Source organism: Acidimicrobiia bacterium (genome assembly GCA_035471805.1).
Taxonomy (GTDB): Bacteria; Actinomycetota; Acidimicrobiia; order Spongiisociales; family JAHEDJ01; genus JAHEDJ01.
Genome location: DATIPS010000033.1, coordinates 21,018 through 41,043, shown reverse-complemented (window position 1 = coordinate 41,043; position 20,026 = coordinate 21,018). Strand labels below are relative to the sequence as shown.

Below are 20,026 nucleotides of genomic sequence, written 5' to 3'. Positions count from 1 at the left end.
TTGTAGGGGAAAGAGCCGATCGAGGCAACAACACGTTTACGGAGGTCGATAACAGGTACAGGTATCCTCCGGCCGATAACTCATGGCCTGGAGCCCGGGAACACGACCCCGACTGCACCAGGAGGCCGGTTGCCTATTCCCTGCCCGCCACTTCCCTCACGAGGCGCGCAACTTCGTCCAAGTCCGCATCCACGACCTCGTACCGCTCTTCCCGCTCCATTAGGTCCGCCAGGTCGTCCGGTAGGGCGGGCTCTATGTGAAGGACCTGCTCTATCGCTTCCGGGAACTTGGCAGGGTGGGCTGTGGCCACAAACACGATCGGATGGTCGCGATCACTCCTCCCGGCCCGGCCTGCGGCGATCCCCGTCGCCGTGTGCGGATCGACCAGCACGCCGGATTCTCCGTAGACGTCACGGATCACATCGAGAATCGCCTCGTCGTCGGCGAAGCCGGACGAGAACAGGGCGCGCACACCCGTCATCTGCACCGGCATGACATCCAGGCTCCCCGCCGCCCGGTAGTCGGTCATCAGCGACGCCAGCACCGCCCCGCGCCGCTCGAAGACATCGAACAACAGACGCTCGAGATTGCTGGGCACCTGAATGTCCATCGCCGGCGCCAGAGTCGGAACGACCCGGCCGATGGGCAGGCTGCCGGAAGTGAGGAAATCGGCCAGGCCGTGATTGGCGTTGTTCCCGACGATCAGCTGCTCGATCGGGACTCCCATGTTGCGAGCGGCGTAGGCCGAGTAGACATTGCCGAAGTTGCCGGTCGGGACTGCGAACGTGATGGCTCCGTCGAGGGCATCGAGCTGATGGGCCGACCAGACGTAGTAGGCGGTCTGGGCCATGATGCGCGCCCAGTTGATGGAGTTGACGGCGGCCGGCCTCACCTCGGCGTTCAGAGCCGGGTCGATGAAAATGGCCTTGACCAGGTCCTGACAATCATCGAACGTGCCCCGCACCGCCAGGTTGTGGATGTTCGGCGAAGCGACGGTGGTCATCTGCCGCCGCTGGACATCCGATACCCGGCCCTCGGGATGCAGCATGACGACCTCTATCGAATCGAGATCCCGCAGAGCGTCGATCGCCGCCGATCCCGTGTCACCGGAAGTCGCCCCGATCACCGTGACCCGCTCTCCCCTGCGCTGCAACACCTCGTCCAGTAGACGACCGACCAGCTGAAGCGCGTAATCCTTGAACGAAAGGGTCGGACCCCAGAACAGTTCGAGCAGCAGTTCGCCCTCGCCCAGGGGGCTCAGCGGAGCCACGGCATCGTGCCGGAACCTGCCGTAGACGTCGGCCGCGAGGTCCAGTGTCTCATCCGGCGAGAAGACACCTTCAACGAAAGGCGCCACCACAGCCGCAGCAACCTCGGCATACGGAGCGCCGGTCCTCAACTCGGGGAGCTTCGGCCAGGAAACCGGAACGTATAGTCCGCCATCCGGGGCGAGCCCGGTCAGCAAGGCCCCCTCGAAATCGACTTCCGGTGCGGTGCCCCGCGTCGAGACATACCTCACGGAGCGTCGCTCTGCACCCGGATCACCGAGGCGACCTGCCGCACTGCGTGAAGTTCGTCGAGTGCCCTGCGAGCCCCGCCGAGTTCCCCTTCCCGGGCATCGTGGGTGACGATCAGCAACGTCGCCTCGTCACCTCGACCGTCCTGCCATACAGACGCAATCGAAACACCATGCTCTCCGAATACCCCGGCGATGCTGGCCAGCACGCCCGGAGCATCCTCGACCTCCAGTCGCAGATACCACTTCGTGACGGCCTCCTCGAAAGCGAGAACACGACCGGGGGCAAAACGGATCCGGGGCGCTACCTGCGAGCGGGCCAGCAACTCGCGGGCGGCATCGATGACATCGCCGAGCACGGCGGTGGCGGTGGGATCTCCCCCGGCCCCCGGGCCGGCGAACAGCAGCTCACCGACCGCAGGGCCCTCCAGGAATATCGCGTTGTTGGCGCCGCGCACGGAGGCGAGCGGGTGAGCGAGGGGTACCAGCGTCGGGTGGACCCGAACGAGAACACCAGCGGGAGTGTCCTCGGCAATCGCCAGCAGTTTCGGAACATATCCGAGATCCGAGGCAAAGCGAAAATCCGCCGGATGAAGTCCCTCGATTCCCTCGCGGAACACCGAATCGCCCGCCACCCAGGTTCCGAAAGCAAGGCTTGCGAGAATGGCGGCTTTGGCGGCGGCGTCGGCCCCGGAGACGTCGGCGGCAGGATCGAACTCCGCGAATCCCAGCACCTGTGCCTCCGCCAGCGCTTCCTCGTAGCCGGCGCCTTCCTCGAGCATCTTGGTGAGGATGTAGTTGGTGGTGCCGTTGACGATGCCCATCACCCTCTTGATCTGTTCACCAGCCAGAGATTCCGACAGGGGACGGATGATCGGGATACCCCCGCCGACCGAAGCCTCGAACAAAAGCGAGACGCCCCGCTGTTCGGCGCGAGCGACCAACTCCAGACCCCGGGCGGCGACCAGTTCCTTGTTGGCGGTCACCACCGGTTTGCCGGCATCGAGAGCACGCAGAACCAGATCCCCGGCCGGGTCGAGCCCGCCCATCACTTCTACGACCAGTTCGACGGTTGGATCATCGACGACTTCGTGGGCCTTGTCGGTGAGAATCCCGGGCGGGGCATCGAACGGGCGGGCCCTCTCGAGCGAACGTACCGCGATCCGTCTCACCTCCAGCCGCAAGCCCGCCTTCTGCGCGATGGCATCGCCATCCTCCAGCAAACGGCGAATCAGCGTGCCACCGACTACACCACCGCCTAAAACACCAACTCCGACTGTCAACAAGTGCGTCTCCTTGAGGTCACCCGGGATGGTAACCCACGGGTTCTGGGTTCCAGGTTCTGAACACCGAATCACCTTCGACAACCACCCGGGGGCACCTAAAGAGACTCACTCAGCGACCTTGCCTGTACCCTCCCATCCATGGCCGGCCCGATTCCCCGATACCTCCTTCCCGACAACAGCTCGGTGGCCGACGGGCGCCTGTCGATCGGCGGATGTGACGTGCTTGAACTCGCCGCCGAGTACGGGACACCTCTGTTTGTATACGACGAAGAACAGATGAGAGCCCGTTGCCGGGAAGCCGTCGAGGCGTTCGGTGACGGGGTCGCGTATGCCACGAAATCCTTCTTGTGCACTGCGATGGCCCGGCTCGCCCACGAGGAAGGCATGCTGCTCGACGTCGCGACCGGCGGAGAGATGTTCGTTGCACTCCATGCCGGAGTGCCCGCCGCCCGGTTGGTTCTGCACGGCAACAACAAATCCGAACTAGAACTGCGGATGGCCCTCGAAGCCGGTGTCGGGCGGATCGTCGTTGATTCGTCCGACGAGATGGACCTTCTCGAAACCCTTCACGGCCGGGGTCTTGGCCCCGCTTCGGTACTTATCCGAATAACGCCCGGCGTGGAGGCGCACACGCACGACTACATCGCCACGGGGCACGACGACACCAAGTTCGGGTTCACCGTGTCCACCGGCGCCGCCGCTGCGGCCGTGGCCAGGGCCATCGATTCGCCGGCCATGAACGTGCTCGGAATCCATGCTCACATAGGCAGCCAGGTCTTTCGACTCGCATCATTCGTCGAAGCGGCCAGAGTGATCGCCGGTTTCGCCGGGCGGTTCGAACTGGACGAACTGTCGATCGGCGGCGGCCTCGGCGTGGCCTACGTGGAAGGTGAATCCGCCCCGACAATCAGGGCGTGGGCGGAAGCCATCCGGCAGGTGGCGGCCGAGCAAGGTGTGACCGCCAGGATCATGGCAGAGCCCGGCCGGGCCATCGTCGCAGGAGCGGCGATAACGCTTTATCGGGTTGGAACGATCAAAGTGCTGCCGGGCATTCGGACCTACGTAGCCGTCGACGGCGGTATGAGCGACAACCCGCGTCCGGTGCTGTACGGCAGCGGCTACGAGACCTTCGTGCCGGGGGCAGTCGATGCGCAACGGCCTCAGACCGTAACCGTTGTTGGCAAACACTGTGAGTCCGGCGACGTGCTCGTCAGGGACGGCTTCGTACCGGACGACCTCAGGGTCGGCGACATACTGGCAACCCCGGTGACCGGCGCCTACGGCCATTCGATGGGCTCCGGCTACAACAAGGTCCTGCGACCGGCCGTCGTCTTCTGCAAGGACGGCGCGGCGAGGCTGGTGGTCCGACGCGAAACCTACGAGGACTTGATCAGGCTGGACGCGGAGTAGCGGACGGTCCCTCGCTACTCGGGTTCAACGAGAAGCCTCAGGGCTTCGACTGATACCGCCGGCTTTGCCACCCGGGCAACTCCCCCTGCTCGAAAAGCCGGCTGCCAGGCCGACCAACCGTCGACGACTGCCTCCGCCAACCGCGGCCGGGTGTGCCCCAGGGGCAAATTGGACAAGTCGAGTGCGTTCAGCGGATTCGCCGCCCTCGCCCGGCGTACCTCGTACCTGGTGACGCGTGCCTTCGATCCGAGTCTTTGCATGGTTCTCTTCTCTACCGAGACCCGCGCATAGGCGGAGGACGGTTGTGTGAATCATCGCGACGATTTCCCGAGAAGCCGAACCGAGCGTGGCAGTCGAGAATGCTGGGTCCCCTCTCAGCAATCGACGGTCACCCCGGATCAAGTGGAACCGATCCGGATGGCCTCTTGGGGAACCTATCCCCGGAGGCGCCTCACAACAACTCGCCGGCCAACTGAACGTTTCGAATGGAACTGAACGTTTGACGGTGTCCGATGCCTGTCCGATCCACGACAACCGGTGCACCGCCCAGACAGCAGTTGCCGGCCGGCCGGTTGCCGTGAACCTCGCCGCCTGCTCGCACAGGCCACGAGATCGAACACGAAACAGGTATCTGGTCGAGGCGGCCCGTCCCGAACCGACAAACCCGGCGCGGCAACAGGCCTGACCGTCTCGCCGAGTGCGTGAACGTCCGGGGCGGAATCACGGCCCACCCGGACGGGCGGCCGAAGATGGCAGCGCCCCCGGCAGGATTCGAACCTGCGCACCCGGCTCCGGAGGCCGGTGCTCTATCCCCTGAGCTACGAGGGCGAATCCCTGATTGTAGTAGCGGGTGACGGTCGCCCGATCGGGCCATCGCCGAAGAACCCCTGGCCGATAGTCCAATCAGACGTAGAATCGACCCATGCGATCGATCTGGAAGGGGGCCATCACCTTTGGCCTCGTCACGATTCCCGTCGGCCTCTATTCGGCCACCGAGAACCGGACACCGAAGTTCAAGATGCTGCGGGAGTCCGACGGCAGTCCGATCAGATATCGTCGTGTCGCCGAGTCCGACGGCCGGGAAGTCGCCTGGGAGGAGATCGTTCGCGGCTTCGAAGTCGAAAAGGGCCGCTACGTCGTCTTCACCGACGAGGAACTTCAGGCCGCGACGGCCAAGGGAACTGCCAGAGCCGTCGATGTCGTCCAGTTCGTGGACGAGTCGGACATCGACCCCATCTTCTACAAGTCTTCCTACTACCTCGCTCCCGAGCAGACCGGCGTCAAGGCCTACCGAATACTTTTCGAAGCTCTGACCGCCTCGGGAAAGATCGGCCTGGCCAAGGTTGCCCTCCGGGACAAGCAATACATGGCGACGGTCCGGCCCAACGACGGCGTTCTGGTCCTCGAAACCATGTACTGGCCGGACGAGATCCGGGAAGCAACATTCGAGACGCTCGAAGAGGAAGTCGAGGTCAGGGAAGAAGAGGTCCAGATGGCCAACATGATCATCGAGAACCTGTCGAGGGACTTCGACCCAGAGGAATGGAAAGACCAGACGCGGGAAGCCATCGAAGAACTGGCGCAGAGGAAGGTCGATGGTGAAGAGATCATCGCCCCCGACGCGCCGGAACCCACCAAGGTCGTCGATTTGCTGGAGGCGCTCAGAGCCAGCGTGGAAGCCACGAAGGCGAAACGGGCCAGCGCCTGACCGGAACGACGACAGCAGATCGTTACCAGTGCGGCTCCGTGCTGTGACGCTCGAACCATCCCGGCCGAGTCCGACGCGCGCCCCGTCCCATTTGACCTCAAACGTCCAGTTCGGATCCGAGAACGGTTCCCGCCGCGGAGCGGCGAGCATGGGTTAGTTGAAGGGAAGGCTCACTCGAGTTCGGAACGAACCAGACGGTTCACCAGCCCGCCGTCGACCTCGCCCTGATGAGCCTTCATGATGAAGCCGACGACCCTGCCTGCCTCCTTCGGGTCGGACGCACCGAGCTCGGCGATCGCACCTCTGACCAACTCGGCTGTTGCAGCTTCGTCCAGTGTCTTCGGGAGCCAGCGGCCCAGGTAGTCGACTTCGAAGGCGAGGCCGGCAGCCATCTGCTCGCCCCGTTCACCCAACTCCGCATACTCCTGCCTGGACTTGTCCATCTTCTTGACGAAAGATCCGATGACGGCCTGATAGAAGGCGTCGTCGGTCTTGCCCGAGAATCCCGATGCACTCTTGGCCCGGGAGGCCTCGGTCTGAACGGCGCGGATTACGTTCTTGCGCCGGGCGTCGCCCGCACGCAGCGCATCCTTCAATTCTTCGGCTAGTTCGTGCTCGATACTCATGATTGCTCCTGTTGAATCCGCACCGGGTCGTCACTGATGATGCCATCGATACCTGCCGCAGCGAGCCGACCGGCAATCGCAGAGTCGTTCACGGTCCACGTCACGACCTCGAGTCCGGCATCGTGGGCGAGTTCAATCAGATGGCCTTCCGCTCCGGCGAGGAGACTGAAGTGGGGAGCGATCACCTCATGCCGGCCGGCGACGGCTGCGCCCATTGCATCGGCGACGGAGCCTCCCTCGTCGACCAGCAAGCCGGTTCTAACGTGCGGGAGGGCGGCCTTGACGGTATCCATCGTCGGCCAGAAGAAGCACGTGACCACATCGAACGGTCGGGCCAGGCGGGCAACGGAGACGGCGAACTCCCCTTCGGCGTCAAAACCCGGCTGCAACGGCGAGTTCTTGATCTCAATGTCGAGCGGAAACGCCGGCAGAGCTTCGAGAACCTCATCGAGGAGTGCGGGGTGACAACCGTCGCCGAGATCGATGAGGCGCAGAGCCTCCCAGTGAGATTCGTGCACCAAAACCTCTCCGAAAGTGGGATCATGAGAGAGGATCATTCGTCCGTCGGCAGTCCGGCGGACGTCGAGTTCCACGAAATCTGCGACTAGAGCCGCCGCGGTGACGCCTTCCAGCGTATTGTCGGGATAAGAAAGTCGAAGGCCGCGATGGGCGCCGAATTGAGTTTTCTTGGTCTGTTTCTCATTCATCAGGATTTCGGAAATTTATCCTTGTGTAGTAGCGGCCCAGACGTTACAGTTTCCAAGCTACTTGTGAAAAACCTCACAATCCTTCAAACCGGAGTTACCTGTGCTCACTCAAACCATTGCTACCGAATGGCGCCAGCTCGCCTCGTGTCGCGATTCTGATCCAACTCTGTTCTTTCCAATTGGAACGACCGGCCACGCACTAGAACAAATCGCCTCGGCGAAGATCATTTGCGGTTCCTGCTCGGTCCAGGAAGATTGCCTCCAGTACGCCCTCCAGTCCAATCAGGAGTCGGGCGTTTGGGGCGGATACGCAGAAGACGAGCGCCGTCGCTTGCGGAAGCGCTGGTTGGCGGAACGCCGCCGCCGGGCCAGCTGACAACCCCGACGCTCAACAGCAAGGCCGGCGCAATGCGCCGGCCTTTCATATGCTCGGTTTTTCTCAGCAATGCTGTGGTTCCCCAGCGTTATCAGTATTGCCGAGAAAACGGGAGGCAGTTTCTCAGCAATGCTGTGGTTCCCCAGCGTTAACAGTATTGACGAGAAAAGCGGTGTTCAGTCGGCTGAGAAACCCACGCTCTGCCGTTTGTCCTGGGTCTCGACCTCCACATAGGCGATCTTGTCCGCCGGGATTCCCACCGCCCTGCCTTTCGTGTCGGTGACCCAGAGCACCCGCGACGACTCTTGCGAGAAGGCGGCTTCGACTTCAGCCCTGAACGAGTTCTCGTCCTTGACCTCGAGCTCGATCTCCCTGCTGTCACTGATGCCGATGCGGACGCGCACGTCGTCTCCTTGTTTGCCGGACACACCATCGTACCGCTCGCCGGTCAGGATGCGGCGACCTGCACGACCTCGATCCCTCCACCGGAAACCAGGTACCCACGGCCCGGCTGATGAAAGACCGGCCCGCGCCGGGGGAACTGTGTCTGCCACAGCTCTCCGTCGACCTCCGGTTGCGGACGGAGCGACACTCCGAGACGGCATCGGCGTAGATCCCGAGTCCAGTGTTGATAGAGGCCCCGCAGGGCGTCTGCCCTGCCGGCGGCGATCACGTGCAGCCGGCTCTGGTGAAGCCCGAACACGTCGTTCAATCGCGGATGGTCCACCCGTTCGGCGTCGTCGATCAGCACCAGAGCCACGCCGGATTTGTCACCCACCACCTCGATGAGTTCTTCGACAGACGAGCAGCAGATCCCTGCTGCTTCGGCCAGCACGGATCCGGGCCGGGCCAGCGCGATGACCTCGAGCGTCGGATCACCTGCGGCAGCCGTGTGAGCAATAGAGACGAGCGTGGTCGTCCGCCCGCTGCGGGCAGGTCCGGCGATCAGAGCATGATCACCCGCATGCAGACGAAAACCGACGGGAAGGAGGTCCCGATCGCCGATTCCAATCGGGACGAACCGACCCTCGTCCGCGACGCGAGCCAGGGGTGAGACCACCTCCACCGGTACTCGGTCGGGCAGCACCGCGATCGGTGCGGGCGGGTTGACCGAAGGCCGTGCTTCGAGCAGCCGGCGTAGGCCTTCCGCAGAAGGCCGGCCGATCTGGATCAGGCGTCCGGCCGTGTCGAAACCGCGCCCCCGGCCGAGGTCGGGGACTTCACGAGGGACCAAGCCGACCGCCGCATATTCGAACGGATCCGCCAAGCGAAAGCACAACCGCTGGGCCACGGATGAGGCGAGAGAAGAGGGCATCGCCCCCGGACGCGCCGTTGCGAGGAGCGGAAACAGGCCGAAGGTCGGGCCGTCGACGATCACCCGGCCGAGAACCTCTCGAATCTCCATGTCGCCCGGTCCGTCAAAGGCACCTAACACAGCCTCGAGTCGGTCGACGACCACCAGCACTTCGGGCTCCCGCTCGAAACCCCGGCGGCGCCCTTCCAGTTGGCCGTGCAGCCGGCGAATCATCCGGATCGCCCGTTCCCGATCTCCAATCCGGACAACCGCACCGACATGTGGCCAGTCTTCCATCTCTCCGAGAGCCCCTCCCCCTCCATCCAGACCGTATATATGGAGCCGGTCCGGCGTGGCGGCGAGCGCGGCGGTGAATGCCGCGGCGATTACTGCGTCTGAAGCACCGGAACCGTCGACGCCGAACGCAAGCAGCCCACCCTCAGCAGGGTTCCAGGTGAGCTCACCGATGCGCTGCCGATCAGGGTCATCGACCATTCCGATGAGATTGCGATCCGCTCCCCGGGCCTCACCCAGGTCGACCGTGTCGGCAAGCGGCGGGGCCCAGACCGGGTGCGGCGGGGCCCAGCCGAACCGGGCAACGGCGGCCGATGCAGCGCCGGCCAACCTCTCGAGATCGCACGACTCCGAGGACGCTCCTCGATCCGGCTCGGGTGGCACGGGTTCCCATCCAAACCTGACGGACCGCGCCCGCGGAATCGGGCCGTCCCCCGGGTCGGCAGGTGCGGAGCTGCGAGCCGCCTGGAACGGAACCAGCTCACCCGGCCCGAGGCGCAGGAAGCCTCGCCCAGGGAACCGGCGCGGGAGCTGCGCCGCGACCGGATCGTCGATGACGTCTCTTGAGTCCGCCGCCGACTGGACTCGCAGCGCCACCCGCAGATTGGTGTTGGCACGGACAGCTTCACCGACGACGCCGGCCGGGCGCTGTGTCGCCAGGATGAGATGGACGCCGAGCGATCGGCCCCGCTGAGAGATGTCTGCGAGCGACGGGGAAAACTCCGGAATGTCCGCGACGAGCGCGGCGAACTCGTCGATCACCACGACCAGGCGCGGCAGCGGTCGTCCGGTCACCAATGTTGCGTATCCGTCGATGTCTTCGGCTCCGACCTCACGAAGAGTCTCCTCCCGACGACGTAACTCGGCCTTGATGCTGTGCAACGCCCGCCTGCCGAGTTGCCGATCGAGGTCGGTGACCAGCCCGACGACGTGGGGCAGGCCGAGACACGAGTCGAACGCGCTACCCCCCTTGTAATCGATCAGCGCAAAGGTGACCCGGTCGGGCCCGTATCGAGCCGCTAGTCCACCGATCAATGACCTCAGGAACTCGCTCTTGCCCGATCCGGTCGTACCGGCGACGAGCCCGTGGGGCCCGTCGGCCACCAGATCCACTGTCAAGGCACCGTTGGCGGTCATTCCCAACGTTGCGACCAACCCGTCAGGCGGGCTGGTCCACCCGGCAGGCAGATCCTCGAAACCCGGACCCCGGCTCACGAGAGCGCCGAGAGTGACCTGGGCGGGAAGTCCGGCGCCCGCGGCGCCTTCTTCGGGGTCGTCCAGGCCGTATAGGTGACGCGCGGCAACGGCTGCCACGTCCGGCTGCACGCCGTCGATGGCAAAGACGATCGGGGAACTCGAATCGCTGAGAACCCTGAGCTCACCCGACCCGCCGGTAACAGACACGACCGCCCGACAAGCGCCGGGAAGATCCTCGCTCGATCGCTCGACCACGACGCCCGAGACCAGACCGGCTTCGGCGAGCGCGACGACACGGTTCCGAATCGCCGGGTCGAGTCCAACGGCGTCCGTGACGACGATCAGGTTCTCATCACCCCCCTGCGAAAGGCTGGCCGCCACCGTCTCGACATCGGTGGGGTCTGCTCCCAGTCGGCACCGGCCGGACAAGGCGTCGACCCTGGCATGTGGGAGCCACCCGCACCACTCCCAATCCGACGCCGAATCCGTGATCACGGCAATTCGCATGTCGGCAGGGCCGTGATGAACGGCGAGTCGCAGCAGTATGGCCCTGACCATGGCGACGGCCGCCGGACGATCGCCGCAGACCCCGACGACAGAGCCCGGACCGAGGTCCAGCTCGACCGGACCGACGGGCAGTCGGGCGTGCCGCGCCAGGACCGCAGCCACCGCGGGATTCGAGTCACCCTGTGCTCGAGGCACCGGTGCATTCCACGGGCTCCGGCCCAACCCGATCGACACTCGCAGATAGTCCGGGTGGTGGGGCCGTCGCTCCCACAGTACGGACCTCATCTCGATCGGAATGCGGACGACCTCGGCAAGCCCGGGGTGGCGTAGCGACATCCGGGCGGACTCCGCTTCTGCCGCCGCGCCCAGATTGCTGTCGAAAGCGGCGAGTTCAGCCGCCCAGATCGAAGCGTTCTCGCGCCGGGATCGGCGAAGACGAACCCGATCCTCGATCCACGACAGCGCCACCATCACCGGCCCGGCCAACGCGATGACCGCCATGATCGGCCGGAACACGAACGCCATGATCACGCCGACGAGAATCGGCCCCGCCAGCATGGCCCAGCCCATCCTCGCTCTGGCGATCGGCTCCTCCGGAGCGACCGGACATTCGATCAACTCTTGCCGGTCGGGCGGCAGGCTGCGCGGCGGCCGATTGAACGACCGTCGGCCCCGCACAGGGTCGGGACGCGCTTTCGGGATCGAAACGGCCCGAACCAGCCAAGTGGTTCCGCCGGCATCGAACGAATCGCCCGGCTCGACGGCGCGGGGCCGGGGCACGCCGTCCGGGCAGGCTCTGGCCGACCCAGACGAATCGACGAAAACCCACGGGCCCCTTCGACCGGGGAGTTCGTATCCGCCCGGCGCCAGTCGCCAGCAGGCTCCGGCATCGATGCCGGCGACCCCAACCACCTCGACCACGGCATCCGGGGAGGATGGGGACCCGCCGGATCCCAGTTGCGATCCTTCCCACAGGGTGCCGACTGAGTCGGCGAGGTCGGCCTTGGCACCCTCTACGAAGAGATCTCCTTCACCGGCGACGGCCCTCCGGAGCTCTGCAACCGGAGCTTCCGGAGGGATTTCGATGTCGCAGATGCCGCCGTCGGGCGCTTCAAAGCGCACCAGACACACCTCCGAGTGCCCCGGCCGCCTCGGCGGCCCGAAGTTCCGCAGCCTGCCACTCGAGCGATCCGGCCCGGGCGCAGAGCCGGCTCACCACTGCTTGCAGCAGCCGTCGATGGCCGAGCAACTCCCTCTCGAGATGGTCGGCCGCCGGTCCGACCCAGACCTCCGGGAGCAAACGCATCGCCGGCTCGACATACCGAACGATCACTCCATCGAGCCGGGTCGCTTCGACTCTCAAGCGCATTGCGACCAGTTCCAGATGTGCCGCCGTCTCCATCAAGCTCCATGGAGGTTGGTCGCCTGGTCGATTGCGTCGCGACGAACGGCAACGACTCGCGAAGCCTCGAGCAGCGCGTCGTGGAGGTTCATCAGCACCGGCTGAAACTCCTCGTTCCAGCGCCGCCTGAACTCGTCGGCGACGAGGCCGGTCCACTGGGTCTGTCCGAGGTTGGCGTCGATGGACCGGGTCAGACGCTGCACTTGATCGCCCTCCCGGGCGAAGGTGGTGGTCAAGGTGGCTAGTTGCTCGAGATTGCCACCCACGAATGCAGGCATACGTATCACTCCTCTTCTGGCACGTTCGCGCCCCATCAGCACCATATTGCAGTATTTTACGTTTGTCAACGGTTGACAATCTTATTTAGGTATCGATATCATTTCTCCATGATGCGAAGGAAAGTCACCGCTCTCCTGCTGTTTGAGGTCGCAGCCATCAGTGCGCTGCACGCCCTGGGTGGAATGCCGGGTTTCGGCGTCCGCGGGCACCATCTCCTGTCGCCTGCGACCCGGGTGGAGGATGCGATTGCCTCGGGGCTGCGTTTCGTCGCCCTTGGCATGGCCTACTGGTTGCTCTTGTCATCGGCCGTCTATCTGGCTGCACGGCTGGCCGACATTCCGGCTGCTCTGGGTGCGGTCCGGTGGTTGACCCTTCCACCGATCCGCCGACTAGTGGACGGGACGCTGGCTGTCGGCCTTTCGGTCGGCACCCTCGTCATTCCCACCCCGGCGATGGCACAGCAACCACCACCCGTCGAGCAGACCTACATTCCCACTCCTGCAGGATTCGAGCAGCCGGGGGAACCTCTCGTCGGCTTGGACGGAGACGCTTTCATTCCGCCGGGAGCGTCGATCCCGGCCCCGGCAGCGCCGGCTCAAGAACCGATCCAACACGGCCTCGAGACGGCGAGTGCTATTCCCACTCATCTTCTTTTCGACCGGCCACCGGATTTCGCACACGAGGTAGCCGCCGGTGAGAACCTGTGGTCGATTGCCCGGGACCGCCTCAGCCGCCTCACCGATGCGTCTCCATCGGATTCAGAGATCGCCGCCTACTGGACCGATCTGATTGCGGCCAACCGGGGCCGGCTGATGTCGGGCGACCCCGACCTCATCTACCCCGGGGAAGTCCTCGCACTTCCGGTGGTGGAGCCATGATCGGTGCCCGATCTCCCCTCCCCGACTTCACCGAACCTCCCCTCGAGTCCGGCCCTGCACATTTTCCCGTTGCACCGGTCGCCGTGACCGCCAAACGTCGCAGGAGCCGCGCCGTCTCGGCCGGAGCGGCGGCGGCCGTCGCTCTGCTGATCGGAGCAGGAGCCACGATCCTGGTCGAGGGCGACGGACCACACATCGAACCGGTAGGGGTAGCCGGATTCGCCGAGGACTTCGTCTTCACGTTCCTCTCCTCGGCCGGTGAGGACTCCGAGGATTCGCTGAGTCCCTTCCTGGGCTACGCGCCAACCCTCACCGGAATGGCGTCGGGGAACTTCTACGTGACTCACGTCACCGCGCGCGACGTGCGCGTGCGGGACAACTCTTGGGAGGTCACGGTTCGGGCCGAGGTTCTGGCGCGGTCGGCCGGTGGATTCACGAAGGCCGATGCGCTCCACTTTGCGGTCCGCATCGTGGATGAACCGGGAACGGGGCTGCGGGCTGTTGCCCTACCCTCACCGTCGGCCCAGGCTGTGGCGTCGCCTGTGCCGGCACGATCAGAAGCGTCCCTGCCGGCGGACGAGGTCATGCTCGCAACTGTGGCCGGCTACCTCGACTGGTACCTGACGGAGTCGGCACCGATCAACGGATCATCCCCGGCGGGTGGATTCGCAGAGGCACATCTCGTCAGCCTCGACCTCGACGCCGGGTTGGCGACTGCCGGCGTCGTCGCCACCACGTTCACAGGACACGAGCTGCGGCTGGACGTTCCCCTCACCAGCGAAGGAGGCTCATGGCGAGTTCTCGACTTCAGCCCTGAATCCAGCTGAGGCGGACTTTCCGCTCAGGGTTGTCCTGATTCGGATCGACGAGCACGATCGACTGCCACGTGCCGAGAGCCGGAACGCCGCCCAGGACGGGGACCGTGATGCCGGGAGCGATGAATGCCGGGAGGACGTGATCGGCGCCGTGTCCGTGAGAACCGTGGCGGTGACGCCACCGGCCATCGCGAGGAAACAGCGCGTCGACGGTATCCATCACGTCGCCGTCGCTTCCAGCACCGGTCTCGAAGATGGCAACACCCGCCGTCGCATGCGGTACGAACACAGAGACGAGCCCGTCACCGCGGCCGGACGTGAATCCGGCTACTTCCCGGGTGATGTCGTAGACGCCGCGCCGGCCGCCGGTCTGGATGGTGAAGACTTCGGAATCCATGGCCCGACACTAACGGTCGCTGGCTGGACCGGCAGAAATGGAACGGCTCAGGCCCTGTTGCAGACTCAGAGATTGTCGCCCAGGAAGATCTGCGAGACGGAACTCTCCATGAAGATGGCTTGAATCGCCTCAGCCAGAAGCGGCGCGATCGACAAGACACGCACGTTGCCGAGCAACTCGGCACCGGGTGGGGCGGGAATGGTGTTGCTTACGACCAGTTCCTCGATTTCGCTGTTCCTGATTCGCTCGACCGCCGGACCCGAGAGTATTCCGTGAGTCGCGGCGATGGTCACGCTCAGCGCACCCTTCTCCTTCAACAGTTTGACGGCGTTGACCGCGGTACCTGCCGTGTCGATGATGTCGTCGACGATGATCGCGTGGCGGCCTTCCACCTTGCCGATCACCGCGAGCGCTTCGGACTCGTTGTGGACGTCGACCTCACGCCGCTTGTGAATGAACGCCACGTAGGCGTCGAGCTGGCGCGCATACTTCTCAGCCCGCTTCACACCACCGGCGTCGGGCGACACGACGGTCGTGGGTCCCTTGAGGCGATCACGCAGGTAGTCGGTGAATACCGGGAGCGCGGTGAGATGGTCGAAAGGTTTGTGGATGAAACCCTGCACCTGTCCGGTGTGCAGGTCTACCGAGGCGATGCGGTCTGCTCCCGCCGTCATGAACATGTCGCCCATCAAGCGGGCGGCAATCGCCTCACGGGGCATGACCTTCTTGTCCTGCCGGGAGTAGGGGAAGTAGGGGACGACGGCGGTGATACGGCGGGCGGACGCCCTCTTCAAAGCGTCGATGGCGATCAACTGTTCCATGATGTGGAAGTTGATCGGATCGCTGTGGCTCTGCAGAACGAAGCAGTCGGTACCGCGCACGCTGTCCGTGGGCCGGACGTAGATCTCGCCGTTGGCGAATACCGACCGTTCGAGTCCGCCCAGACGAACGCCGAGTAGATCCGCAACCTCGTCCGCCAGCGAGAGGTTGGCACTTCCGGTAAACAGCATGAGCCGTTTTCGGCTGACGACCTCCATGTCAGCTCTCCTCCTGCCTGCGACGCTGTTTTGCTTCCCGGCGAGCAGCGTAGCCCGGGATCTCCTTCTGCTGCGAGCGCTCGACGGCCAGAGCGCCGTCCGTCACATCCCGGCTGATCACCGAACCTGCGCCCGTATAGGCACCCTCTCCGATAGTGACGGGTGCGATCAGCATCGTATCGGACCCGATCCGGGCGCCGTCTTTGATGATGGTGCGGTGCTTCTCGTATCCGTCGTAGTTCACGGTGATCGTGCCGGCGCCCACGTTGGCGCCCACGCCAACCTCGACATCGCCCATGTAGGCGAGATGGGGAACCTTCGACTTTTCGCCGATGACGGCATTCTTCATTTCGACGAACGTGCCGGCTTTGGATCGAGGCCCCAGCACCGTTCCGGGTCGAAGGGACACGTAGGGTCCGACTTCGGCGGCTTCGCCGATTTCAGCCTGGCGAACGACCGCGTACCAGATGTGAGCCCCGCTCCCGATCTTGCCGTCCACTATGTAGCTGTCCGGGCCTATTTGCGCGTCCTCTGCCACCTCGGTGGCACCCTCGAGATGAACACCGGGATACAACCGCACTCCGGCGCTCAGTTGCACGTCCGCTTCGATGAAGACCTGGTCGGGATCGGCCATCCAAACTCCCCGACCCATCCAGTACTCGTTGATTCGCCTGCGCATTGCGCGGGAGACCTCGGCCAGCTGCTGCTGACTGTTGACGCCGGAGACTTCCTCTTCGCCGGCTTCGACGGCCCGTACCGGAAGCCCTTCGGCAACGAACAAGGCGACGACGTCGGGCAGGTAGTACTCGCTCTGAGCGTTGTCACGATCGATCCTGCCGAGGGCGTCGGCCAGGTGTGTTCCGTCGAACACGTAGATGCCCGCGTTGACTTCGTCGACGGCCAGCTGCTCGGGAGTGCCGTCGCGGTGTTCGACGATGCCGGTCACCGTCCCTGCCGCGTCCCGCAGCACGCGTCCATATCCGGACGGATCGGCGAGCCGGGTAGTCAACATCGTGAGAGCCGGCGAATCCTCCTCGTGGGCTTCTATGAGCCGGCGCAGCGTATCGGCCTGCAAAAGCGGAGTGTCTCCGGGCAGCACCAGAACGGCGTCGCCCTCCCGGTTTCCGAGGTGATCGATGGCTATCTGCGCGGCATGGCCAGTACCCAGTTGCTCCTCTTGAATGCAGCTGGTGACGCCCGCCGGGAGGTCGGCCCGCAAGTCATCGGCGGCGGGTGCGGTGACGACCGTCACCCGATCCGCACCGATTCCCCGAACGGCCTCGAGGACCCAACCCACCATCGTGCGACCGGCAACCCGGTGCATGACTTTGGGAAGACTCGACTTCATCCGGGTGCCCTGACCGGCAGCCAGAATCGCCACCCTCAAGCCCATTCGCGCATCCTCCTTTTCGCTGGGGGGACAGGAATCGAACCCGTACTAACGGGACCAAAACCCGTCGTGCTGCCAGTTACACCACCCCCCATGGGCAGTGCCGCCAAGGCGGCCTTCGGCGCCGCCATGTTACCCGTCGTTCAGCAGACGGGCTCCGTGCGCCACGGGAGCGACCGCGCGGGCGAACCTGCTGCCGGCGGGGACGATATCGACGCCCTCGATCGCCTCCTCAGCGTTCTCGAAGAAGGCAAAGAGCGAGGGGCCGCTTCCGGACATGAGGACGGGCCGGCTCCAGCGGGCCGCCAGCTCGGATCGCCAGTCGTCGAGTTGCGGCACCAACGATAGGGCGGCCGGATAGAGATCGTTGACGAAAGGCCCGAGATGGCGGAGCGCCGGAGGCAGCGCCGAGCCGCCAACCTCGTAGCCGCTGGGGTTCTCGAGACGATCCCAGGCGCCGTACACGGCCGGGGTCGACAGATCGAAGGGAGGAACGACGAGGGCCAGGTGGTATCCCGCCGCTGCAGCCAGCGGGGAGATGATCTCGCCGTACCCTTCCATCCGGGCAAGACCCCCCGTCCGGAAGAACGGCACGTCCGCTCCGATTCCGGCGGCGGTCGCCGGCTGATGTTCGAGCCCGAACAGCGCCTCGACCGCGAGAAGCGTGCCGGCTGCGTCCGAGCTTCCTCCCCCGAGCCCGGCTGCAGTTGGGATCTCCTTGATCAACCTCACATCCAGGCCCCGGTTTCGTTCCGGCACAGCAGCGCGAACCGCTCTCCAGATGAGGTTGTCTTCTTCGACCGGCAGGCGGATACCTTCGATGGTGAGGCGATCCTCGTCGACGACGTCGAAGTAGAGCGTGTCGAACGGCTCGATGGCCTGCACGATCGACAGGAGCGGGTGATAGCCGCTCTCATCGCGACGCCGAACGCGGAGCGAGAGGTTCACTTTGGCGGGTGTTTCGATCTTCATGAGCCGACCCCGGCCAGCGCCAGCCAGTCGGCCGTGGTCAACGACTCGGCTCGCAATGTTGAATCAATTCCCGCCGCTGCGCAGGCGGCCACCGGATCATCCAGGGCTCCTTTGAGCGATGATCTGAGCATCTTGCGCCGCTGCGAGAAACCCACTGCGGCGAGCCTCGTCGCGGACTCGGCAAACTCCGAGACCTCGGCCCTTCGCTTCAGCGTCATCACCGCCGAGGCGACCTGCGGAGGCGGGAAGAAGACCTGGGGTGCGACGGCGAAACCGAACTTGATCTCGGCGTGCAGGTCGATGACCACCGTCGGCAAACCGAACTGCTTGCTGCCGGGCTTGGCGGTGAACCGATCCGCCACTTCACGCTGGACCATGACGACGAAACTGCGAATCCCCGGCGCGAACCGCAAGAGATCGAGGAGGAGTGGCGTGCCGACGTGATATGGAAGATTGGCAACCAGGGTCCAGTCACCATCGAACTCTTCCGGTCGAATCTCCGATGCGTCCTGGATTCTGATCTCGACGTTGGAAAGGTCACCCACCGTGTCTTCGAGCAAAGGCTCCAGGTGACGGTCCAGCTCATAGGCGATCACCCGGGCACCGGTGGCCGCCAGACCGCGGGTGAGCGTCCCGGTCCCGGCGCCGATCTCGAGTACGTTCGACGTCTCGTCGACACCGCTCAGGCGAACGATCCGGCGCACTATGTTCGGGTCGGAAAGGAAATGCTGACCGAGTGCCTTGCGGGGCACGAGACCATGTTTCTCGAGCAGATCTCGCATTTCGCGCCGGCCCTGTGGCTCCGTCATGATCGAAATACTTTTGTCGCGTTCTCTGATGTGATTTCCGCGACTTCATCTGCATCCATTCCCCACACTCCGGCGAGCGCCTCGCCGACCAGAGCCACCCGGCCGGGTTCGTTGTCTTCGTTACGAAAGGGCGGAGGCGACAAGTAGGGGGTGTCGGTTTCGACCAGAGCACGGCCCGGTGGCACGACGGCGGCCGCCAGCCGGACGGTGTCTCCTGTTTCAAAGGCAATCGGACCGGCGAACGAGAACATGACCCCGAGTTCCATGAACCGTTTGGTCCACTTGGGTCCGCCCGTCCAGCAGTGGAGCACGGTCCGCCTCCCCGCCCCCATCTCCTCGATTATCTCGAACGACTCCCGGAAGGCGTCCCGGACATGGACTACCAGGGGCTTGTCGAGGTCGAGGCCGGCGCGAATCTGATCGCGAAAGGCCTCGATCTGAGATTCGCGCGAAGAAAGGTTGCGGTAGAAGTCGAGGCCGATCTCCCCGACGGCGGCGGCCTTCTCGAAGAAGTCCGTGAGTTCCTCACGCTGCTCGGGCCACTTGCGGGCGTCGTGAGGATGCAGGCCGGCGGTGAACAGAAGCCGCTGTGGATACCGTTCGGCGAGTTGCGCAGCGGCGGCAGTCGATTCGACATCAACGCCCGGGACGACCATCCATGCGACCTGAGCGGCACGGTCGATCAGGTCCTCTGCGGGGCGAGGACTTAGCTGCAGGTGACAGTGGGTATCCACCCAGCGGGGCGACATCAACGTGAGGGTAGTGGTGAAAACCACATGGAAACCTCAACCAGTTAGATCGCTACACTTGCAACGAGGGGGACAGCAAGGCCGTTGCTCAGGGGTGGCGGCCACCGATTTCCATCTGCGAGGTCTCATGGACACAGGCATGACCCGGAAGATCGACGACCTGGGCCGCATTGTTATTCCGGCCGAAACGCGGAGGCTCTTCAAGATCCGTGAGGGCGACTACCTGACAATTGCCGTCGAAGGCGACAGCATCGTCATCAAGAAGCTCGAATCCACCTGCACCTTCTGTGGCTCGACGGACGACGTTGGAGCATTCAAGGGAAAGGGCATCTGTATAACGTGCCGTGGTGAAATCGGCTAGATAAGCCCGCCGTCTC

Annotated in this window: 21 protein-coding genes and 2 tRNA genes; 6 read left to right on the top strand and 17 right to left on the bottom strand. The window is 64.5% G+C overall.

Features of this window, described 5'->3' with window-relative positions; genetic code table 11:
* Positions 1-133: 133 nt before the first annotated feature.
* Both thrC and VLT15_07720 read right to left on the bottom strand, forming a co-directional pair.
* A complete protein-coding gene (gene thrC / locus VLT15_07725) occupies positions 134-1,519 on the bottom strand; it encodes a threonine synthase (GenBank protein HSR45102.1) in 1,386 nt (461 codons plus the stop codon).
* On the bottom strand, positions 1,516-2,802 hold the full coding sequence (locus tag VLT15_07720) for a homoserine dehydrogenase (GenBank protein ID HSR45101.1): 1,287 nt from the start codon (positions 2,800-2,802) through the stop codon (positions 1,516-1,518). The genes thrC and VLT15_07720 overlap by 4 nt, the downstream gene beginning before the upstream one ends.
* A gap of 138 nt (positions 2,803-2,940) precedes the next feature.
* Here VLT15_07720 and lysA point away from each other — a divergent pair, with 138 nt between their 5' ends.
* Positions 2,941-4,212 (top strand): diaminopimelate decarboxylase, encoded by a 1,272-nt coding sequence (gene lysA, locus VLT15_07715; GenBank protein HSR45100.1) that lies wholly within the window; start codon positions 2,941-2,943, stop codon positions 4,210-4,212.
* A 14-nt stretch (positions 4,213-4,226) separates the two neighbouring features.
* On the opposite strand, the gene VLT15_07710 is transcribed toward lysA, so the two are convergent.
* Positions 4,227-4,472, bottom strand: a complete 246-nt coding sequence (locus tag VLT15_07710; GenBank protein ID HSR45099.1) for a hypothetical protein — start codon at positions 4,470-4,472, stop codon at positions 4,227-4,229.
* A 496-nt stretch (positions 4,473-4,968) separates the two neighbouring features.
* Positions 4,969-5,040, bottom strand: a tRNA-Arg gene (locus VLT15_07705).
* A gap of 94 nt (positions 5,041-5,134) precedes the next feature.
* On the opposite strand from VLT15_07705, the gene VLT15_07700 reads away from it, so the two are divergent.
* A complete protein-coding gene (locus VLT15_07700) occupies positions 5,135-5,920 on the top strand; it encodes a Ku protein (GenBank protein ID HSR45098.1) in 786 nt (261 codons plus the stop codon).
* A 170-nt stretch (positions 5,921-6,090) separates the two neighbouring features.
* Here VLT15_07700 and VLT15_07695 read toward each other — a convergent pair whose 3' ends face one another.
* Positions 6,091-6,546: a GatB/YqeY domain-containing protein gene (locus tag VLT15_07695; GenBank protein ID HSR45097.1), complete on the bottom strand. Its 456-nt coding sequence runs from the start codon at positions 6,544-6,546 to the stop codon at positions 6,091-6,093.
* Positions 6,543-7,253 carry a glycerophosphodiester phosphodiesterase gene (locus VLT15_07690; GenBank protein HSR45096.1) on the bottom strand — a complete coding sequence of 237 codons (711 nt, stop codon included), beginning with the start codon at positions 7,251-7,253 and terminating at the stop codon, positions 6,543-6,545. Before VLT15_07690 ends, VLT15_07695 begins: the two co-directional genes overlap by 4 nt.
* Before the next feature lie 115 nt (positions 7,254-7,368).
* Here VLT15_07690 and VLT15_07685 point away from each other — a divergent pair, with 115 nt between their 5' ends.
* Positions 7,369-7,629, top strand: a complete 261-nt coding sequence (locus tag VLT15_07685; protein ID HSR45095.1) for a WhiB family transcriptional regulator — start codon at positions 7,369-7,371, stop codon at positions 7,627-7,629.
* 176 nt (positions 7,630-7,805) lie between these two features.
* On the opposite strand, the gene VLT15_07680 is transcribed toward VLT15_07685, so the two are convergent.
* Genes VLT15_07680 through VLT15_07665 form a run of 4 tightly spaced genes read right to left on the bottom strand, consistent with a single transcriptional unit; the run spans position 7,806 to position 12,601 of the window.
* The gene (locus VLT15_07680) at positions 7,806-8,033 is read right to left on the bottom strand and encodes a DUF3107 domain-containing protein (protein HSR45094.1); all 228 of its coding nucleotides are present in this window, start codon (positions 8,031-8,033) and stop codon (positions 7,806-7,808) included.
* Between the two features lie 44 nt (positions 8,034-8,077).
* A complete protein-coding gene (locus VLT15_07675) occupies positions 8,078-12,043 on the bottom strand; it encodes an FtsK/SpoIIIE domain-containing protein (GenBank protein ID HSR45093.1) in 3,966 nt (1,321 codons plus the stop codon).
* A complete protein-coding gene (locus tag VLT15_07670; GenBank protein ID HSR45092.1) occupies positions 12,033-12,323 on the bottom strand; it encodes a hypothetical protein in 291 nt (96 codons plus the stop codon). Before VLT15_07670 ends, VLT15_07675 begins: the two co-directional genes overlap by 11 nt.
* The gene (locus tag VLT15_07665; protein HSR45091.1) at positions 12,323-12,601 is read right to left on the bottom strand and encodes a hypothetical protein; all 279 of its coding nucleotides are present in this window, start codon (positions 12,599-12,601) and stop codon (positions 12,323-12,325) included. Before VLT15_07665 ends, VLT15_07670 begins: the two co-directional genes overlap by 1 nt.
* Before the next feature lie 108 nt (positions 12,602-12,709).
* On the opposite strand from VLT15_07665, the gene VLT15_07660 reads away from it, so the two are divergent.
* The gene (locus VLT15_07660; GenBank protein HSR45090.1) at positions 12,710-13,480 is read left to right on the top strand and encodes a LysM domain-containing protein; all 771 of its coding nucleotides are present in this window, start codon (positions 12,710-12,712) and stop codon (positions 13,478-13,480) included.
* Positions 13,477-14,307, top strand: coding sequence for a hypothetical protein (locus VLT15_07655; protein ID HSR45089.1), 831 nt, complete (start codon positions 13,477-13,479; stop codon positions 14,305-14,307). The genes VLT15_07660 and VLT15_07655 overlap by 4 nt, the downstream gene beginning before the upstream one ends.
* On the opposite strand, the gene VLT15_07650 is transcribed toward VLT15_07655, so the two are convergent.
* From VLT15_07650 to VLT15_07620, 7 genes are all read right to left on the bottom strand, one after another.
* Complete coding sequence (locus VLT15_07650; GenBank protein ID HSR45088.1) at positions 14,288-14,692, bottom strand: YjbQ family protein; 405 nt, start codon at positions 14,690-14,692, stop codon at positions 14,288-14,290. The two genes, VLT15_07655 and VLT15_07650, sit on opposite strands and share 20 nt — an antisense overlap.
* A 65-nt stretch (positions 14,693-14,757) precedes the next feature.
* Positions 14,758-15,729 (bottom strand): ribose-phosphate diphosphokinase, encoded by a 972-nt coding sequence (locus VLT15_07645; protein ID HSR45087.1) that lies wholly within the window; start codon positions 15,727-15,729, stop codon positions 14,758-14,760.
* Position 15,730: 1 nt separating this feature from the next.
* Positions 15,731-17,122, bottom strand: a complete 1,392-nt coding sequence (gene glmU, locus VLT15_07640; protein HSR45086.1) for a bifunctional UDP-N-acetylglucosamine diphosphorylase/glucosamine-1-phosphate N-acetyltransferase GlmU — start codon at positions 17,120-17,122, stop codon at positions 15,731-15,733.
* A gap of 19 nt (positions 17,123-17,141) precedes the next feature.
* Positions 17,142-17,213: transfer RNA gene (locus tag VLT15_07635), tRNA-Gln, on the bottom strand.
* Positions 17,214-17,251: 38 nt separating this feature from the next.
* Positions 17,252-18,091 carry a hypothetical protein gene (locus VLT15_07630; protein ID HSR45085.1) on the bottom strand — a complete coding sequence of 280 codons (840 nt, stop codon included), beginning with the start codon at positions 18,089-18,091 and terminating at the stop codon, positions 17,252-17,254.
* The gene (gene rsmA / locus VLT15_07625) at positions 18,088-18,900 is read right to left on the bottom strand and encodes a 16S rRNA (adenine(1518)-N(6)/adenine(1519)-N(6))-dimethyltransferase RsmA (GenBank protein ID HSR45084.1); all 813 of its coding nucleotides are present in this window, start codon (positions 18,898-18,900) and stop codon (positions 18,088-18,090) included. The genes VLT15_07630 and rsmA overlap by 4 nt, the downstream gene beginning before the upstream one ends.
* Complete coding sequence (locus VLT15_07620; GenBank protein HSR45083.1) at positions 18,897-19,649, bottom strand: TatD family hydrolase; 753 nt, start codon at positions 19,647-19,649, stop codon at positions 18,897-18,899. The genes rsmA and VLT15_07620 overlap by 4 nt, the downstream gene beginning before the upstream one ends.
* 127 nt (positions 19,650-19,776) lie before the next feature.
* Here VLT15_07620 and VLT15_07615 point away from each other — a divergent pair, with 127 nt between their 5' ends.
* Positions 19,777-20,010 carry an AbrB/MazE/SpoVT family DNA-binding domain-containing protein gene (locus tag VLT15_07615; GenBank protein HSR45082.1) on the top strand — a complete coding sequence of 78 codons (234 nt, stop codon included), beginning with the start codon at positions 19,777-19,779 and terminating at the stop codon, positions 20,008-20,010.
* The last annotated feature ends 16 nt before the right edge of the window (positions 20,011-20,026 follow it).

Excerpts from the sequence above, each read along its gene's own strand:
- lysA (HSR45100.1), top strand. The coding sequence starts at position 2,941 with ATGGCCGGCCCGATTCCCCGATACCTCCTTCCCGACAACAGCTCGGTG.
- VLT15_07710 (HSR45099.1), bottom strand. The coding sequence starts at position 4,472 with ATGCAAAGACTCGGATCGAAGGCACGCGTCACCAGGTACGAGGTACGC.
- VLT15_07700 (HSR45098.1), top strand. The coding sequence starts at position 5,135 with ATGCGATCGATCTGGAAGGGGGCCATCACCTTTGGCCTCGTCACGATT.
- VLT15_07695 (HSR45097.1), bottom strand. The coding sequence starts at position 6,546 with ATGAGTATCGAGCACGAACTAGCCGAAGAATTGAAGGATGCGCTGCGT.
- VLT15_07690 (HSR45096.1), bottom strand. The coding sequence starts at position 7,253 with ATGAATGAGAAACAGACCAAGAAAACTCAATTCGGCGCCCATCGCGGC.
- VLT15_07670 (HSR45092.1), bottom strand. The coding sequence starts at position 12,323 with ATGGAGACGGCGGCACATCTGGAACTGGTCGCAATGCGCTTGAGAGTC.
- VLT15_07665 (HSR45091.1), bottom strand. The coding sequence starts at position 12,601 with ATGCCTGCATTCGTGGGTGGCAATCTCGAGCAACTAGCCACCTTGACC.
- VLT15_07660 (HSR45090.1), top strand. The coding sequence starts at position 12,710 with ATGATGCGAAGGAAAGTCACCGCTCTCCTGCTGTTTGAGGTCGCAGCC.
- VLT15_07655 (HSR45089.1), top strand. The coding sequence starts at position 13,477 with ATGATCGGTGCCCGATCTCCCCTCCCCGACTTCACCGAACCTCCCCTC.
- VLT15_07650 (HSR45088.1), bottom strand. The coding sequence starts at position 14,692 with ATGGATTCCGAAGTCTTCACCATCCAGACCGGCGGCCGGCGCGGCGTC.
- VLT15_07645 (HSR45087.1), bottom strand. The coding sequence starts at position 15,729 with ATGGAGGTCGTCAGCCGAAAACGGCTCATGCTGTTTACCGGAAGTGCC.
- glmU (HSR45086.1), bottom strand. The coding sequence starts at position 17,122 with ATGGGCTTGAGGGTGGCGATTCTGGCTGCCGGTCAGGGCACCCGGATG.
- VLT15_07630 (HSR45085.1), bottom strand. The coding sequence starts at position 18,091 with ATGAAGATCGAAACACCCGCCAAAGTGAACCTCTCGCTCCGCGTTCGG.
- rsmA (HSR45084.1), bottom strand. The coding sequence starts at position 18,900 with ATGACGGAGCCACAGGGCCGGCGCGAAATGCGAGATCTGCTCGAGAAA.
- VLT15_07620 (HSR45083.1), bottom strand. The coding sequence starts at position 19,649 with ATGTCGCCCCGCTGGGTGGATACCCACTGTCACCTGCAGCTAAGTCCT.
- VLT15_07615 (HSR45082.1), top strand. The coding sequence starts at position 19,777 with ATGGACACAGGCATGACCCGGAAGATCGACGACCTGGGCCGCATTGTT.